This is a genomic window from Lysinibacillus sp. VIII_CA, from assembly GCF_049943995.1.
Classification (GTDB): Bacteria; Bacillota; Bacilli; order Bacillales_A; family Planococcaceae; genus Lysinibacillus; species Lysinibacillus pinottii.
In genome coordinates this window covers 49,637-67,530 of sequence record NZ_JBNFXM010000018.1, presented here as the reverse complement: position 1 = coordinate 67,530, position 17,894 = coordinate 49,637, and the positions used below count along the sequence as shown (strand labels likewise).

At 38.5% G+C, this 17,894-nt stretch carries 14 protein-coding genes and 1 other RNA gene; all 15 read right to left on the bottom strand.

Translation table 11 applies throughout. The annotated features are described in order from the left end of the window. Positions 1 to 11: 11 nt before the first annotated feature. Positions 12 to 1,025 carry an ethanolamine ammonia-lyase subunit EutC gene (gene eutC / locus ACP3VS_RS19035; protein ID WP_036215424.1) on the bottom strand — a complete coding sequence of 338 codons (1,014 nt, stop codon included), beginning with the start codon at positions 1,023 to 1,025 and terminating at the stop codon, positions 12 to 14. A 9-nt stretch (positions 1,026 to 1,034) separates the two neighbouring features. Beyond that, a complete protein-coding gene (locus ACP3VS_RS19030; RefSeq protein WP_012293766.1) occupies positions 1,035 to 2,405 on the bottom strand; it encodes an ethanolamine ammonia-lyase subunit EutB in 1,371 nt (456 codons plus the stop codon). A 5-nt stretch (positions 2,406 to 2,410) separates the two neighbouring features. Next, positions 2,411 to 3,835: an ethanolamine ammonia-lyase reactivating factor EutA gene (locus tag ACP3VS_RS19025; protein WP_012293765.1), complete on the bottom strand. Its 1,425-nt coding sequence runs from the start codon at positions 3,833 to 3,835 to the stop codon at positions 2,411 to 2,413. Positions 3,836 to 3,852: 17 nt separating this feature from the next. Beyond that, complete coding sequence (locus tag ACP3VS_RS19020) at positions 3,853 to 4,353, bottom strand: EutP/PduV family microcompartment system protein (protein ID WP_012293764.1); 501 nt, start codon at positions 4,351 to 4,353, stop codon at positions 3,853 to 3,855. Positions 4,354 to 4,363: 10 nt separating this feature from the next. Continuing rightward, a complete protein-coding gene (gene eutS / locus ACP3VS_RS19015; RefSeq protein WP_012293763.1) occupies positions 4,364 to 4,705 on the bottom strand; it encodes an ethanolamine utilization microcompartment protein EutS in 342 nt (113 codons plus the stop codon). A gap of 26 nt (positions 4,706 to 4,731) precedes the next feature. Next, complete coding sequence (gene eutH, locus ACP3VS_RS19010; RefSeq protein WP_012293762.1) at positions 4,732 to 5,973, bottom strand: ethanolamine utilization protein EutH; 1,242 nt, start codon at positions 5,971 to 5,973, stop codon at positions 4,732 to 4,734. Positions 5,974 to 6,058: 85 nt separating this feature from the next. Further along, on the bottom strand, positions 6,059 to 6,637 hold the full coding sequence (locus tag ACP3VS_RS19005; RefSeq protein ID WP_031419416.1) for an ANTAR domain-containing response regulator: 579 nt from the start codon (positions 6,635 to 6,637) through the stop codon (positions 6,059 to 6,061). Then, positions 6,630 to 8,036, bottom strand: coding sequence for a sensor histidine kinase (locus tag ACP3VS_RS19000; RefSeq protein WP_426389633.1), 1,407 nt, complete (start codon positions 8,034 to 8,036; stop codon positions 6,630 to 6,632). The genes ACP3VS_RS19005 and ACP3VS_RS19000 overlap by 8 nt, the downstream gene beginning before the upstream one ends. A 281-nt stretch (positions 8,037 to 8,317) precedes the next feature. After that, the gene (locus ACP3VS_RS18995; RefSeq protein WP_012293759.1) at positions 8,318 to 10,225 is read right to left on the bottom strand and encodes an ATP-dependent DNA helicase; all 1,908 of its coding nucleotides are present in this window, start codon (positions 10,223 to 10,225) and stop codon (positions 8,318 to 8,320) included. 85 nt (positions 10,226 to 10,310) lie between these two features. Beyond that, complete coding sequence (locus ACP3VS_RS18990; protein ID WP_012293758.1) at positions 10,311 to 11,447, bottom strand: THUMP domain-containing class I SAM-dependent RNA methyltransferase; 1,137 nt, start codon at positions 11,445 to 11,447, stop codon at positions 10,311 to 10,313. Positions 11,448 to 11,450: 3 nt separating this feature from the next. Beyond that, a complete protein-coding gene (locus ACP3VS_RS18985; RefSeq protein WP_426389630.1) occupies positions 11,451 to 13,196 on the bottom strand; it encodes a putative bifunctional diguanylate cyclase/phosphodiesterase in 1,746 nt (581 codons plus the stop codon). A 492-nt stretch (positions 13,197 to 13,688) separates the two neighbouring features. Next, positions 13,689 to 14,068, bottom strand: an RNA gene (gene rnpB, locus ACP3VS_RS18980) — RNase P RNA component class B. A gap of 60 nt (positions 14,069 to 14,128) precedes the next feature. Beyond that, positions 14,129 to 14,425 carry a cell division regulator GpsB gene (gene gpsB / locus ACP3VS_RS18975; protein ID WP_031419413.1) on the bottom strand — a complete coding sequence of 99 codons (297 nt, stop codon included), beginning with the start codon at positions 14,423 to 14,425 and terminating at the stop codon, positions 14,129 to 14,131. A gap of 120 nt (positions 14,426 to 14,545) precedes the next feature. Continuing rightward, a complete protein-coding gene (locus ACP3VS_RS18970) occupies positions 14,546 to 15,796 on the bottom strand; it encodes a ribonuclease H-like domain-containing protein (RefSeq protein WP_031419411.1) in 1,251 nt (416 codons plus the stop codon). Positions 15,797 to 16,082: 286 nt separating this feature from the next. Continuing rightward, positions 16,083 to 17,894 (bottom strand): S-layer homology domain-containing protein (locus ACP3VS_RS18965; RefSeq protein ID WP_426389627.1); only part of this gene is annotated, 1,812 nt, incomplete at its 5' end.

Sequence of the window (17,894 nt, the reverse complement as noted above, 5' to 3'; positions counted from 1 at the left end):
ATTACAGCCTCCTAACCTTCTTTTGCGACAAGCTCTACCCCACTTGCCTGATAATGCAAGATTTTTTGTACGATGGTTCCAAGGTACGCACCCGCCTCTAATGGAGGGATGCCGCCTTTATGGATATTAGATATGACCATGCGCTCTGCTTCTACTGTGCCGATTCTAGGTTTATAGCATAAATAAGCACTCATCGATTCAGCCGATACTAGTCCAGGTCGCTCACCAATTAAATAAACAATAACCTCTGCCTGTAACAACTCCCCGATTTCATCCATGAGAGCCACTCGGCCTTTATCAATATAGAAGGTTGTGCCTAAATCAATATTTAAATTGCTAAGACTTTGCTGAAGCGCTAAATAAACATCTTGTACATTTTCCTCAATCGCACTCGCACTTAAGCCATTGGAAATAATGACCTGTACTTTCGGCTGTTGCTTGCACTTTTGTTGAATTAATGACTTGGCTTCATCTGATAAACGACGACCTAAGTCCGGTCTTGTAATGTATTCCTCTTTATCTGTTACTTTCGTTGTCACTTGAAAGACATCAAGTTTTTGTAAAAGGTCTTCTGTCACTTCACCATACACAGCGTCCACTGCAGCCGCATGATCGAGACGGAACTTTAACCATGTTTTTGTTTTTGGTCTTGTTCCCGCTCTACCTACGCCAATCCGAGCTGGTGTATGTTTTTTAGCCGCCTGTATACTTTCTGTTAATGTGTCAGCCTCAAACTGAAAAGGCTTAATCGGGACAGCTACATTTAACGGTTGTTCAAAAGCTACAGGAGCTATATGTGCCTGCTGAGGCGTTCCGTGCTGATACAGTTGAATTAATGGTTCACTTTTTGTAGACGTAGACATAGGTTCTGCTATTTCTGTAGCTCCACTAGTAGCTGTTGTATCATAGAACTTAATAAGCGGCTCTGTTGGTGTTGTGGTTACCTCAGAAGCTTGCCCCTCCGTAGTTTTCTCCATCTTTTCCATGACAAGTTGTGTAATCATAGAGACTAATTGATCATTCACTCGACTCACCTACCTTTCAAAAATGGATAAATCGCCAGCCCTAGCTGAAAGTCGACCATTTTCATAAATGCCCATTTTCTCAAGCCACGCTAAATATTCTGGTGCTGGTTTTTTTCCAAATGTTTGTAGTAATGTAGCTACATCATGGAAGCTCATTGATTGATAATTGAGCATGACATCATCACCCATTGGCGCCGCAATAATAAAATTAACGCCAGCCGCTGTCAGTAACACACTTAAATCTTCCACATCATTTTGATCTGCCTTAATATGGTTGGTATAACAAATATCTACCCCCATAGGGATACCATGCATTTTGCCCATGAAGTGATCCTCAAGACCTGCACGTATTACTTGTTTATTGTTATATAAATACTCAGGGCCGATAAAACCAACTACCGTGTTCACGATATAAGGATTGAAATGTCTAGCAAATCCATAATTGCGAGATTCAAGTGTTACTTGGTCGATGCCCATATGAGCTTCTGCTGATAGTTCCGAGCCTTGCCCTGTTTCAAAGTAGAATAGGTTCGGACCCGTACCCGTCCCCTGCTTTTTAATGAGCTCTTCTGCTTCTCGTATTAAATCTGCTGAAATCCCAAATGAACGGTTGGCAATTTCAGTGCCAGCAATACTTTGGAAAATCATATCAGCGGGTGCGCCCTGTTTAATGGCCTTCATCTGTGTCGTAATATGGGCTAATACACAATTCTGCGTAGGAATTGACCAATCATTAATAAATTCTTTTGTGGCAGTTAATACCTTTTTGACACTTTCAACTGAATCATCCACAGGATTAATGCCAATGACAGCATCACCAATACCATAGGACAAACCTTCCTTTAGGGAAGCAATAATACCGTCTATATTGTCTGTGGGATGATTTGGCTGTAGTCGTGAAGACAGCGTACCTTTTTGACCGATAGTAATATTACATGTGGATAAAATCTCTACTTTATTGGCTGCATGAACCAAATCTAGATTTGACATTAGCTTCGTGACTGCCGCAATCACTTCAGAATTCATCCCTTTGCTTAAACGCTTTAGCTCGCGATCACCAGTATCATTCGACAAAATGTACTCGCGTAGCTGCTCAATGCTCCAGTTTTTGATTTCTCCATATATTTGCTCATTAATGTCGCCCTCAATAATGCGTGAAACCTCATCATTTTCTTGCGGCACTAATGGATTTTCTCGAATATCTTTGACTAGAAGCTCACTTAGTACAGCCTTTGCTGCTATACGCTGTTGAACGGTTTCAGCTGCAATTCCCGCTAGCTGATCACCTGATTTTTCTTCATTGGCCTTAGCCATGACATCTTTTAATGATTTAAAGTTATATTTCTCTCCACCAAATATCACCGATAAATTCACATTCATCCTCCTTACTTTGAGTGGAAGGCAAGAGTTTTCACAACAACTGGAACAACGCCTGATGGCAGAACCTCTCCAATGTCGATGTAATCCCCCGTCTCCACTTTAATTTGATCGATGCAAATAATTGGGACTGCCGGATTGATTGCTTGTATGGTTTGTCCAATAATCTTTGCATAATCTGATTGAATGACTATGATAATTGGTATGTCCTTGGAGCATCTAGTTGCCAAGTGTCGCAATACAGCCTCACACAATGCATGTACATCCTGAAAGCTTAAATACGGCAATTCACTAAAATAGAGTGCAAATGGTGCACGATTTTCCTGTATCGCAAATAAATCATCTGCTCGCTGCACCGCTGTTTTCACCGTACTATTAAAGTCGATTGCTGTTGCATCCATATGGCAGTTAAAAACAGGAACATTTTTAAGCGGTAACACCTCGGCATCCACCTGGATGGTTGCCCCACTAATTTCAGTAGTTTGTGTCCCTGCCCCAGTGACTGTCGCACGAGCAGTTTCTTTAGGTTGTAGCCATAAAAATGATTGCAGTTGCTCGTGCTGTACTAGCATTTTCGCTAATCGCTCACCAATATCATCATATTGACGAAGTGTACATTCATTTTCATAAATACAGGAGGCTACCCCTCCAGAAAAGACGATGGCATCTACTGGTTTATGCCAGTTTGGCAAGTGCCCAAGTAATAATGGATGCCTGTCATCCGTAAATTGCCCCTGCAAGATTAAAGCAAGTGTGGCGACCATTTCTTCTATACATAGCGTTACTCGAGGATCTTCTGCCGCATCACCTACGGATAATGGATTAGTCCATTTTTTCATTAGTTCCATGAGTGGCGGAGAAATTGATTGAATCCTCCCATTGTTAAATTCAATCAATCTACCACCAACATGTAAGGTACATGTACCAATGACCTCTCCAAATTGCATAACAGCAATATTGGCAGTTCCTCCACCAATATCAATATTGGCGATCACTTTAGAAGAATTTTTAGATTGCTGTAATGTACCTGACCCTTTAGCCGCAATAATGCCCTCTAAATCAGGACCCGCAGTAGCAACTAAAAAATGACCAGCGCCGTCTGCAATGGTATGGACAACCTCTCTTGCATTTTCCTTCGTGGCAGATTCACCAGTAATAATAATGGCGCCTGTTGAAATATCAGTTGGTGCGATTTGAGCCAATTGATACTGCTGAAAAATGAATTCTTCAATTTTTTTCATATCGATGATGTCTTTATTGATAAAAGGTGTCTTGATGATGGGACTTTGATGTAACACCGTCTTCTCAATAATTTCAATCCTTGGCACGTGGGTTACGCCAGCCACATTCTTTAACAAAAAGCTACTAACTACCATTTTTGTCGTGCTTGTCCCAATATCAATACCAGCACTATAAATTTTTTCAGTCTTCACCCTACACCACCCTCTCGCTACTGTGAGCAATACATGAGATATGGACTATCGCAATCCTTCACGAATTGTTGAATTTCTTCGTTTGTATGAAGCTGAATAAGTGGAGCAATCCATTCAACGCCAAGCTTTTTCCACGAAGAAGTTTTCACGATAGGGCCCTGTGTCATCACATTTTTTAATAAACCTGTAGCTCTTTCAACATCTGCATCAGGTGCATCAATTTTTGTAATGACACCGATTTGTATTTTCGGAATCCCTAGACTAAATTGCGGAGGAAACACACTTCTTGAAGATGTGGCATCCTGCAAATAAATGACATGTGTTACTTCCAACGAAGTGGCCATAATGTTTCTGTAATACATGGGATTTTCAATATATTCACCAGGTGTATCGACAATCCAGTCTTCATAAACGAGTGCTTGTGTTTTATTAGCACTGCTTTCTCTGCCCAACAAAGTATTCATCAATGTTGACTTTCCTGCTTGCACACCGCCTATTATCATTACTCGATTTTTCATACGACACATCCTATGATTTTGTTATTCTTGATGGTGTATAGCCTAATACTTCGGATAAAAAACGATTAATTTCTAACATCGCCATTTCCACCTCTGATACACTACCGACAATAACAAGACTGCCTGTAAAACGGTCTAAAAATCCTAATTTTACATTCGCAGCCTTGGTCGCTAAATCCCCTGCGATGATGACCGTTTCACTTGGAGTACACGTCATAATACCTAGCGCACCCGATTCTTGAATACCCAGCTTTTGAAACATCTCTGGGTCAGGGTTCGCAATAAGGTGACTCAATGTTAGCTGTTTACCCGGCACAAACTCCTGAATAAATCGTTTCTTTTCTTCACTCACACATCATCACCTCACTTTTTAATCCATTAAGATTTTTGATCTAAATATTCGCCTTCTTTTATAATGCCAGCCTTGCGATCTTCTATTTCTAGCCTTAATGCCGTCGGTACAGAAAGCTTATACGCTAAAATAATCGCAATCACACCCGCTAAAAACTTACCAGCAATAACAGGTAAAATAATAGTTGGCTGGAAATTAGCTGTGAATGATAAGTGATCGCCTAATAAAAATGCTGAACAAACACCAAATGCAATATTAATCACTTTATCTTTTGGTGGCATATGACGAACAAGCGTGAACATCGCCAAGATATTAGCAATTGTTGCTAAAATTCCCGCACTACCAACAGATGATAGTCCTAATTTTTTACCAGCCGCTTCAAGTGGTTTCGAAGCATATTTTCGAATTAAATAAACCATTGGGAATGCACCAGCTAGCATAATACCTATATAACCAGCCGTTTCTAATGCTCGGAATTGATCGATCTCATCAGCCATAATCGGATCGAAGCCCCATGCACCAAATATTTTTGTAAAAATACCTGTAAAAATTTCAACAATCGAGAACACCAATACCAATTTGATTCCTGCATCCATCACACGGCCGAATAGCATGAAGCCTGCAATCATGCCGTTTGGAATAAGCTTTAAGCCTAACGCAATTAACACAACAAAGATGAACAAAGGCAGTAAATTGATTAAAATTTGTAAAACAGAAATGGCAAATACATATGTAGGCGCCTCTGTTGTACTAATCACTTCACGCACTTCTGTGTTAAATAGTACAATCATAATCGATGAAATAAATGCACCAATCGGAATTGTTAATACGCCAGCCATAATACCAAGCGCCATATATTTATGGTCACGTTTATCTAACATCGCAAGACCCATTGGAATCGAGAATACAATAGTAGCACCTGACATAAATCCAACGACTAGAGCCATTACCCATCCCTCATAAGACTCTTTTAACGCATTGGCTAATTGGTAGCCACCCATGTCCGAAGCTAAAATAGTGGTCGCTGCAATCGCAGGATCTGCACCAATTAACTCAAAAATCGGACTAATAAAATGACTAATAAACCATGTTAAGTAAGGTATAGCTGCCATGATCCCTGCTGCTGGGACGAAAATATGACCAACTGTATGGATACCATTCATAAATTCTTTACCAATTCCATACTCAGCATCTCGAATTGCTCCGATTGCCCCTAAAACAGCACAAATCATAATAATATAAACGATAATCGTTCCTATCATTGCCATCTTACTCATCACCCCTTTATGATTAATAAATTTTTATATAAAAAAAGGCACTTTAAAGAAGAAATCTCTTTAAAGCGCCTTTGCTTCAACTATTGACTTGTAAGTTTATAATAATTTGCTCCGCAATATGCACCATTTCTTGTTGTGTTTGCATGCTTTCATTGCGAATTTTGCGATAAGCCTCGTCCTCGCTTATATTTTCAGCCTGCATCAGCAATCCTTTAGCTCGTTCAATGATTTTTCGCTTATCCAATTGTGTTTGCTTATGTAAAATCTCCCCATTGAGACGATTGAACTTATCAATTTGATGAAAAGCAACCTCTAACACAGGCAACACATTCTTTTCGGAAAACGGTTTCATAACATATCCTAATATATTATCCTGCTTCATGTATAGTAATAATTCTTTTTCACTATATGCCGAGATGAAGAGAACAGGTATGCCAAGCTGTTGTTCAATAATCTTACTTGCCTTTAAACCATCTAGTTTAGGCATTTTAATATCCATTAAAATTAATTGTGGTTTATGCAAAAAGGCTAGCTCAATGGCGGTTTCTCCATTATTAGCTTGAGCTACGACTTCGTAACCATTATCCTCTAGCATAAACTTCAAATCAATCGCAATCAATGATTCATCTTCGACAATCATAACTTTCCTAGTCATTTACGATAAATACCTCCTCACTTACAGGAAACTGAATTTGAGTATGTGTACCTTCTTCACTAGGGATAATTGAAAATGAGCCAGCTAAATCATATTCCACAAGCCTTGTGATAATTTCCATGCCAAATGATGCCTTCACCTCTTGCATTCCAACGCCGTTGTCAGAAATATGAAGTGAAATACTTGAAGCCTCCTGCATGAAATGAATATCAATGGCTCCTTCATCGCGACCAACAAAAGCATACTTTAATGCATTTTGTAGTAGCTCACAAATAATGAGTGCAAGGGATACTGCCTTTTTCGAATGGCAAAATAATTGCAAATGATCGTGATGAAATGCTAGTTGAATAGTTGCTGTATTGGACGTGCCAATCATTTTATGTCCAATTTTTTTAGCCAATGCAATAACGTCTACTTTTTCTTCAGCGTTATCCTCATTTTCTAAAATAAGCTCATATACAGATGAAATGCTATATATTCGATTTAACGCCTCTTGAAAAGCACTTGCATTGACAGCAGACAATTCATTGCGCATTTGCAAACGCAACAGACTTGTCACTGTTTGAAGATTATTTTTCACACGGTGGTGAATTTCTCGTATCGCAAATGTTTTCATCATAAGTTCATTTTCTTTCAGCTTTAACTCTGTTAGATCATGAATAATGAGAAGTGTGACCTTGTCACTATGACTGCGAATTGGAATTTTCTTCACGATAAAGGATTTACGTTCAATTGTAATTTCTAGGAAAAAGACATCATCGCCTTTATCATAGACCTCCTGTAAAAACGGTAAGATTTTATCCAATGCAACATTGTCAAAGTTTTCTAATCCCGAAAGTTCCGAAATAAAATGATAGCCAGCGGGATTACTGTAGATTACTTTGTTCTCGTGATTGGTAAGAATAATTGACTCTACAAGTAAATCAGAAACAACTGGTATCGGTTGAGAATTAGGTTCTACAATATGTTCAATTAATGCAAAAGGCATATTTTGAAAGTCATCTTTTGGTGTCGTTTGCATCTTCACCATCTTTTCCTGAATCAATACAGCAATTACTCGCTGTTGTTCATTGAAGATCGGAATCACATTTTGTTCGACTGTAATGCCTTCTTGTGTAACGGCTCTGGAAATCGATGATTTTTCTTTTTGCTTAAACGCAGTGAATACAGCTGGTTCAAAACTTTCAAAAACAAATTTTCCAATTACTGATTTTTCATATAAACCTTTTTCCTTTTTAGGGAACGCTTCTGCCACGACAATTACATGTGATAAATTATCCATCATACAATCTATGAACATATAACAATCAGTAAGCTCTGCATAATACTTTAGCGTCGCTTCTATTTCTATTAACTTGTCAATATCCGTTGCCGATAGATTGGTATAGTTTCTACACAATGATTGAATGTTCGACAGGTTAAAGCCCCCTATCACTGAATAATCAACAATCAGTTTGACTATTCTTAAAAATTCTTGTCATTATTATAAACCTTTTGTGAAATTATTTTCAATACAAAAAATATTTTCTTTCGTCAAAATTCGTTGCATTACAAAGAACTATATAGCTTAAAAGAGAAATATTCAACAGTTTTTTATTATTACATTATACAGCAACAGAAAAATAATTATTTTAATATATCAAAAAAGAGAGCTTGCTGATTCAGCAAACTCTCTTTTTTCTACTTTATTTCAGGTGCAACAGCTAATATATTTTCAAAGGCTGCGCGTTGTTTTTGTTCTTCCTCATTCAACAAAATATGAATATCACCATGATCGTTTGACGTCCTAATTAAACGACCCATTCCTTGCTGCAAGCGTAATTGCATAAACGGTAACTCCACTTCTTCAAATGGATTTTCAGCAAACGTACGCTTCGCATCAAATAACGGATCCTTTGGAGGAAACGGTAAATCATAAATAATAACACGTGTTAATGCTTCTTCAGGTAAATCTAAGCCTTCCCATAAATGATATGAGCATAATGTTTTAACGGTTCCCTGCTGGAAATCTCGAACAATGGCTGATAGCTCTCGATCACCTTCGAATGCGACATGCATACGCTCCATTAATGGCAATTCTGCTTTAAATTTTAACATGGCTTGCTTGGATTTAAATAGAATTAATGTTTGCTCACCATCTCGCAGTAATTGCTGTACACGTGCGGTTTTATCGTGTTGATGAAGCTCATGTAAATAGATTTTCATTACTTCCTCATAATCAAATGGCGAAGGGACTGAAAATGATTGGGACTCTCGAATACCTAAACTATACGCGATATAAGAAAAGTCTTTATTGACGGATAAAGTGGCAGACGAAAAAACGATTGGAAGCTTTTTAGAGAATAGTTTTTCTGCTAAAACTTCTGTTATCAATCGAGGCATTATCACCAACGTTTCCTCACCGTCTGTTTCCTCAAGCCAATCCACTGCATCTCCTTGTGCTATGAAAATACGTAAAGAAGCCTCATATTGTTCTAAATATTCTTCTGCCATATTTAACTCATATTCAGGAATCATATACATTTCAGATTCAAAAACAAATTCCTCCATCAATACTTCCACATCATTTATTAATTGTTTGCCATAAGCAAGCAATGTTTTGGATTTATTGATACGTTTACGATCCTCATCAGAAGCAACGATATCATCACGAAGTTGATCAAAAAATAGCTCGTGATCATCTTGTAATTTTTCCATGGCATACAATGTCCGTTCTCGTACACCATCCACCATTAATCGCTCTAAAAGTTGGACAATTGTTGTTGCCTGTACTTTATAAGTCATAGCCTTTTGCGCAGCGTATTCTAACAGATGTCCTTCATCTAAAACCATCATAGATACTTCTGGCAGTAAGGCAAGCTGTCCTTCACGCTCACGAGATTCCTTGGTAGCTAAATGTTCCATTAAAAAGTCTTGGGAACAAATAACTAGATCCGTTGATTTGCGGTAATGGGAACGATGCAAAGTTTGCCCACAACGATTACGGAGATCACAAACAGAACATTGCATAATCGAGTTGTAATTAACTTTTTGCCAATCCTCATCACTGACAGTTGGATAATTACTACGTTCTCCATATGGATGAATAGCAATCATGGAACCTTGGGCATACACACCATCCGGAATGGAGAACGAAATATCATCGATCCATTCATCTGATTCAACTTTTTCAGCTTCCTCAAAGCGTTTTAAGCATAAATATTGGTCACGTGATTTGGCTAAGCGAACATCAATTTCAAGACCAAGCGTTTTTTGTAGCTTATAGATGTCTCCGCCCTCTTTAACGAGCTGATCGATTAATGTTTCATCAGCACATGCAATAAGTGCCGGTTTCCCTGTATAGCGTGCATAAGAAATAGCCGGAAGTAAATAGGCTATTGTTTTCCCAGTTCCAACACCCGCTTCTGCAAAGAGTACGTTTTTTTCTTTTAGCGCCTGTTCTATTTGATAAGCCATAAAGATTTGCTCATCACGACATTCAAAGCCTTTTTCAGGCAATTCATCATAAAGGACGTCACCCATCCAGTCACCTAGTGAATCGAAAAATGATCGGTCCTTTGATAATGCAAATGGTAAAGATTTACGCAATTGATGTTCCCCCTCTTACTATCTGGTGCTATTATACGCGACGAAACGGAAGATAAGAAAAAATCTTATCTTCCGTTACTATTCGTTAATCTCTTTTAGACTTTTGTCCCCAGAACTGATAATAATTTGTTTCGATAAACCCATTAAATAATTTCCGTTTTTTCGTCGCTTGGCGTCCATATAATTCTTCAAAATTTTTCATGGAGGATAGCATATATACAGACCAGGTTGGATAGTTTTTCATAACTTTTCCTAAATCACGGATAACCTGTTCTACAACGTCCACATCACCAATACGTTCTCCGTATGGTGGGTTACCGATCATGACACCATCTGTTAACTGAGTCGTGAAATCACGTGCTTGCATTTGCTTAAATGTAATCAGCTCTCCAAATCCTGCTTCTGTAGCATTTTCTTGTGCAATGCTTACCATGCGATGGTCAATATCAGAACCTACTATTTCTAACGGTTGGTCATAATTGGCCAAACTTTCTGCCTCATCTCGGACTGCATCCCAGATTTGCGCTTTCATCCATGGCCAGTCTTCAGAAATAAACTCACGATTATAGCCTGGTGCTATATTTTGTCCAAACATGGCTGCCTCTAAAGCAATTGTCCCCGAACCACAGAATGGATCAACAAACGGACGATTTGGATTCCACTTTGAAATTTGTATAAGTGCAGCCGCTAATGTTTCTTTTAACGGCGCCTCCCCTTGTGCTTGACGATAGCCACGTTTATGAAGACCAGCGCCTGATGTATCAATCGTTAGTGTCGCCACATCTTTTAAAATCGAAACCTCAATTTTGTAAGTGGCACCTGATTCATCTAAAAAGCCAAGTCGCTTATAATGCTGCTTCATTCGTTCAACAATCGCTTTTTTAGTAATAGCTTGGCAATCCGGCACACTAAATAATTTCGATTTAACCGATTTCCCTGAAACAGGAAAGGCAGCATCCACAGGTAAATATTTTTCCCAAGGTAAAGCTTTTACACTTTCAAATAATTGTTCAAATGATTTTGCAGGGAATTGTCCAACGACAATTTTGACACGATCGGCTACTCGTAGCCACAGATTAGCACGCGCAATCGCTGTTTCATCACCCTGAAAATATACTTTACCATTGTCAACTGTTGTTTCATAACCAAGTGCTTTTACTTCTTGGGCTACAATTGCCTCTAAACCCATTGCTGAAGTTGCTACTAATTGATAATTTGCCATAGATTATTTCCTTCCTTGATGCTCAATTTCCCAATATTCCATAAACTCCATGAGGTCGTTTAATGGTAATGGTTTGCTGTAATAATAGCCCTGAATAATATCACAGTTCATTTTACGTAGTATATCCACTTGTTGTGCCTGTTCTACACCTTCTGCCACAACTTTCATTTTTAGGCGATGGGACATTTGAATAATAGCATCTACAACTGCCTGTTTTTCATCGAGCGAGCCAATATGTTGAATAAAGCTTCGATCAATTTTTAAACAATCGAGTGGAAAGCGCACTAAATAGCTCAAGGACGAATAACCTGTCCCAAAATCATCTATGGAGATTTTAAAGCCTAATTGTTTCAAACGAACTAACTTACTAACAGTTTCGTTAGCACTATTCATCACTGTTCGTTCCGTCACTTCTATTTCAAAATTGTTTGCTGGCATATTATAGCGTTCTAATATTGTTTGTATCGAATCTAAAAAATTATGCTGTTTAAAGTGAATGCTTGATATGTTAATGGCCACTGGTATTTTCCACCCATATTTTTGCATTTGAATAACTGCCTCGCACGCCTTTTCCAGAATGACTTCACTTAAAGGTATTATTAACCCTGTTTCCTCTGCATAAGGAATAAACTCTCCAGGTGAGACAAAGCCAAGTCTTTCATTATTCCAGCGGACCAATGCCTCTAACCCCTGAATTTGTTCATTGTTCATACAAATTTTCGGTTGGAAATGCAGTTCAAACTCACGATTATCAATGGCTCTTCTTAACTCTGAATCTAGCAATAAGACACGCTGTGCATCTGTTTGCAGCTCATCAAAATAAAAAGAATAGCCGTTCAATCCATTCTTCTTAGAGTAAGTCATGGCTCTATCAGCACAATTAATCAGTTCTTCTGTATTTCTTCCATCTACTGGATAGACACTAACGCCAATACTTGTAGAAATAAAAACTTCCTGACCGTTTATCATCATTGGCTTTTCTATATTACTTATTATTTGTTCAGCAAATTTTGCAGCTTCTTTTACATTTTTTACATTCGTTAATGTAATGACGAATTCATCTCCGCCATATCTTGCAATAATATCTTTGTTTTTCAGTAACTGTTTTAGTCGTTTGGCAACTTCTATTAAAATTGAATCTCCAACAGCATGACCCAATGTATCATTAATTTGCTTAAATCTATCCAAATCTAAAAAATAGACCGCATGCTGTACTGAATGAGAAATAGCAGAAGTTGATTCTAAAAGATTATCCATTCTCTCGATATAAGCAAAACGATTAGATACTTCTGTTAAGGAATCAGTCAGTAAACGTTTTTCTAATTCGTTTTCTACTATTTTTCTTTCAGACAAATCTGTGAAAATACCACAATAATTTGTAACCTTCCCCTCATCGTTGGTTACACAAACAATTGTTAACCATTCAGGATATACGTCTCCAGTTTTACGACGATTCCATATTTCTCCTTGCCAAATTCCTTCTTGTCGTATCTGTTCCCACATTTCTAAATAGAACGGTAATTCATGTACACCTGATTGTAAAACGGCAGGTGTTTTTCCAACCACATCATCACGTTTATAACCCGTGACAAATTCAAAGGCAGGATTAACCATCACTATTTTTTTGTATTCATCAGTAATCATGATACCTTCAGATACATTTTCGAAGATTTTAAGTATTAAGGCAATAGGATATTGAGAAATCAACTTCAATTTATCCATACCTTCCCAATTATTTACTCCGTTCATGTTCCGCCCCATCCTATCTCTCTATACTCCCCTTTAAAGGGCACTTACGCCAGGCCAACTCGTATGTAAATCAATGACACCTCAAAAAGATGGTGTACAGTTTTTCGAGTAACTCGTAAACTCGTCTTAAAAACCTGTGACATCCTTAGAGGTTTGAACTTGATTCAGCAGTCGTCCTATCACCACCTGAATGGAAAAGAAAATGTGCAAACTCTCGCTACTATAGAGTAGAGTCAAGTGTATCTAACATTTTGCTAGGTACCAAAACTTTTGCTGAATCAAGATAAATACACATTGATGCAATCACCGTTTTCAGATATTGTGACTTAGAAGCGGTAGCGATAGAGGCTAGGCTAGCAAGTAGCCATTCTCAAACGTATCGCGCATACCAAGACTTGATTAACTAGGTTACTTTTTCCTCATAAACTCAAAAGAAAAGCTCTCCACCGAGTTGGAGAGCGCTTGTTATTTCATAAATAAGCATCAAAAAAATTCCATAAGCCATGTTTTGTTCCTGAGTACTCAAACAGCTTGCGCCTCGTACAACCAGGTAGTAATCATCTATCTACAGAGCTAGCTCTGTCCCTCTATCCGTTCAATTCCTTCTAGAGAGTGCCCCTACCATAATTTGGGTTTCTCACTCGTGGGGTTTACCTCGTTCCACCTTGCAAGTTTCCAAGCAAGCTTCGTCACTGTGGCACTTTCAGGAAGTGTCAACCATATCCAAGAACTTAGGTTTTCCTTCCGCCGTCAGCTTTAACAGCTGCCTTACCTTATTTTTTCAGTAAGCACGAACACTACGGACATCTCAGTACCGTGTGAGCATGGACTTTCCTCTACGACGTCTAGCGCCGCAGCGATTACCAGAATTTCATGATGATACGAAAGATTATACTAGAGTTTTATGTTAAATACAATATAATTGACTAAAATTATTCGTATAGCTTGCTACCAAATACATGTTTTTCTAAATTTGAAAGACGTTTTAAAATATCAAAATTTGTTGTACCAGCTGCTGCAGAAGCAACCGGTTGTCTCTTTGGTGTACTATCAATTTCTTCTTTTAACTGTCTATTTTCTTCACGTAGTTGGGCCATCACTTTTTCAAACGTTTCATAGTCTTGAATTATTTCATCAAGGAATGAATCTACTTCTTCCACATTATAGCCTTTAAAGTTCTTTTTAAATTCCTTTTCAAGGATCATTTTTGACGTTAATTTAATGTCCATTCACATCGCCCTTCCTCACACTACATACACGAATACATTATAGCATACTTCATCACATTATATCGTCTGAAAACTCCAATTGTAAGCTAAACTTGTCGTTTTATGCGATTACCTGGGAAATTATTTCTTATTTCCTAATCTGAGCAACCTCTTTTCCCAAGAAATTACCCATTTTTGTTTTTGTTCTGCTCTCCATTGCTCATTCCTTTGAATGAGATGTATGCCTTGTTGCGTATAATAAAGGGCCTGCTTATAATCTTTCATTTGGTGCTCATAAAGTATGGCTAGCTGCTCAAGGACATGCAACTTTGTTCTTGCTTCAACAAAATGGAGAGAGGCTACAAACGCATCTATAGCTTCACTGTAGCGTTTACTCTTTTTGTGCTGTAGTGCTAAATAATAGTGCGCATTACCCGCTTCCAGCGCATCAAATTGCGTAGTCACCCTTTCTAACACCTTAACACTTTGTGTGCTTTCTTTTAAATCACCATACCATTTCCCAATGTTGGTAAAGGTTTTTGCAGATTCTTCATGCCCCTCTTCAAACAAGAGCTGAGTGGAGTGACTATAAAGCGTGATAAGCGACAGTAAATCCCACTCATTGTGAAGCAAAACCTTCATAAGAGCATCTGGTCCGCCACTTTTCACAGCATCTAAATAAATAATTGGCGCAAGATGACCAGGAATATCTCCCTTCCGAGAGAAACCAAGCTTCTCTTCCTCCACAGATTTTAATTTTAAGCGCTCCATATCATTTTTCCATAAACGCTTCGAACTATGCAATAAATCAATTTGTCGTTGTGATCGTAATTTTGGTAATGTTTTTTGATGCAGTGTCCAGCGAGTTTCAAGCTGCGGCCAATCAAAACTTTTACCATTATATGTGATGACTGTTGCAGATTTTTGCCACAGTTTCGATTCAAACAAAAATGCCGCCTCATGTGCAGGGTCTGCTAGAATATATTGTGTCAAACTAAAACATTCTTCGTCTACCTCTAAAAAGCCAAGTAAAAAAATATGTGTGCCCACACCTTTTAAGCCTGTCGTTTCCGTATCAAAAAATAATACAGGCTCATGTAAGTCCAGTGCATATGGATGATCAAATGAAGCATCCTGCCATTTTTTCAAAGCATCAAAAAATGACTGTAGCCGATAATGACCATGCTGAAAAGAAAATGGATACTGTACATGGCGCTTAAATACAATACCAAAGTCATTTTCCACAACCTTAAGCCCAGCCTCTTCCCACCGCTTGGTATAGCTTGGTTTGACTGGTTTCTGAAAAGCTGGTTCCTCTACCTTTTGTTGAGCTACCGCTGGTTTTTTACTAAGCATTTTTTTCATTTGTAGTATTTTATTCTCGTAAGACATGTAGTTCACTCATTTTCTGCTTATAATATAAGACTCTCTTGCAAGATTACCACGATTGCTTGACTCATTCAAAATTTTCTTCACAGGAAATTCTTACTTAATATTTCTTTAATGGCATCTGAACAAATTCAATACGCTGTGCAGTAATTATTATAATGTCTTACCAATAGTTTCTCTCTTCTATCTGAAATTAAGGGTGATGACAAGTTCCAGTTTGTCCGTGCAATTTTTCATATACAAAAAAACAGACCAAGGCTCTCTCTCCCTAGTCTGCTTTTGCTATTTGTTATTTTGAAAGTTTTTCATTACCATCTTGATCGATAACATACGTATGAGTTTTGGCCGCTTCTTCAATTTCTTCAAACGCCCAGTGTGTTTCTTTAACATCCTGGAAACTTGGTGATGTTACACCTTGTAGTGGACCACGCTCTAACATGCGATTCATCATCACTATTGCTTGAGCACGGGTTACAGGTTCGTTTGGCGCAAAACTACCGTCTGATTGACCATTGATGATACCTGCTGCACGTATCGCCTCTATAATCCACTGTGCCCAATGACCTTTTGTATCCTTGAATGTAATATTTTGATTCTCTTCAATGTGAAGTTGCTTAAAGTTTGCCACTACAGTTGCCATTTCCGCACGTGTAATGTTATCACTTGCACGGAAATTACCATAGATATCCCCATTCATAATGCCCCGCTCTTTGATAAAGGCAATGGGACCCGCTGCATAATAATCACTTGGAATATCCCGGAATAATGGTGTTGTGTCCACTGTACCATCTGTATAGCCTAGTATACGGGCAATCATCGTTGCCACTTGCCCCCGCGTTACATTTTTTTCAGGACCAAATGTACCATCAAGGAATCCATTAATATAGGCTTCATGTTTATTTACTTCTAAAGGTGGTTTTGTCCTATTCACCTGAATGATGGTAAACGTACTGAACTTCTCAACGGTAAAACGAAGACCTAGCTCCCCCTTCACCATTGTTACAACTTCAGGAAGAACCACTTTTTTCTCTCCATCAGAGTGTTCAATAAACATAGCTAATTGCTTAAGAAACGCCTTACGCTCTACTATATTTACTGGGATTTTCACGTCTTTTAATGGCAAAGTTACGTGCACAGGACGATTTGGCATATTAGTCTCAATGGTCATTGGACGCGCCACTACATGCACATTATTGCTTTCAAGAGCTTCATGTACTACGCGCTCTACACGGGCACGTTCTTCAATGGCTTGACGCTCACTATTCTTTTTAACTGGTACTAAGCGGAAATAGAAATTATCTTCTATCCCCTTCATTGAGCTATGTGGAATTGTAACAAGTCCATTCTCTGTAGCAATTTCCAACGATAATCCGTTTTCACGTAGTAATTGTAGAGATTGCTTTGGAACTTCTACTGTTACTTTATCTATTTCATCATTAACATCAGGGAGAACAATACGAACAATGTTATTGTCAATTTGCTTCGCTTTTTCAATGGCTGCCTTGGCACTCGATTCAGTTAAAGCTACGAAATCTGTAATTTCACCATTGGCATGTTTTGTGCGTTCAATCTCAATCGTAGTTTTTTCCAGTGGGTTATCACCATCTATTTCTAGACCAACTTGAATTTTCGTTGATGTTGTTGGTGAGCTTGGTGAGCTTGGTGTTGGCACCGGTATGGTTGGCTGACCTGGGGCAGTAGGAGCTACTGGTGTCACCACATTTGATGCCATAGATTCTCCACTATTTCCAGCAATGTTAGTTGCTAACACTTTAAATGTATAGGCTGTCCCGTTGGTTAATCCCGTTACTATGATTGGACTTAACGTCCCTATTTTCGCTAACATCGGCTGCTCCACTCCGCCTACATACACTTTAACTGTATATCCAGTAATCGTACTACCTCCATTATTGGTCGGGACATCAAAGCTTACCCTTACATAACTATCACCTGGCGTTGCCAATACATTCGTTGGCACATCTGGAGCTGTTACTGAATTTGCTTGGACTTCTTGCGTAACTGTAAACGTCACTGGTGTTAGGTTTGTCGCGCTTACCGTTACCGTTGCTGTATAGGTTCCTACCGCCAAGCCATCCTTTGC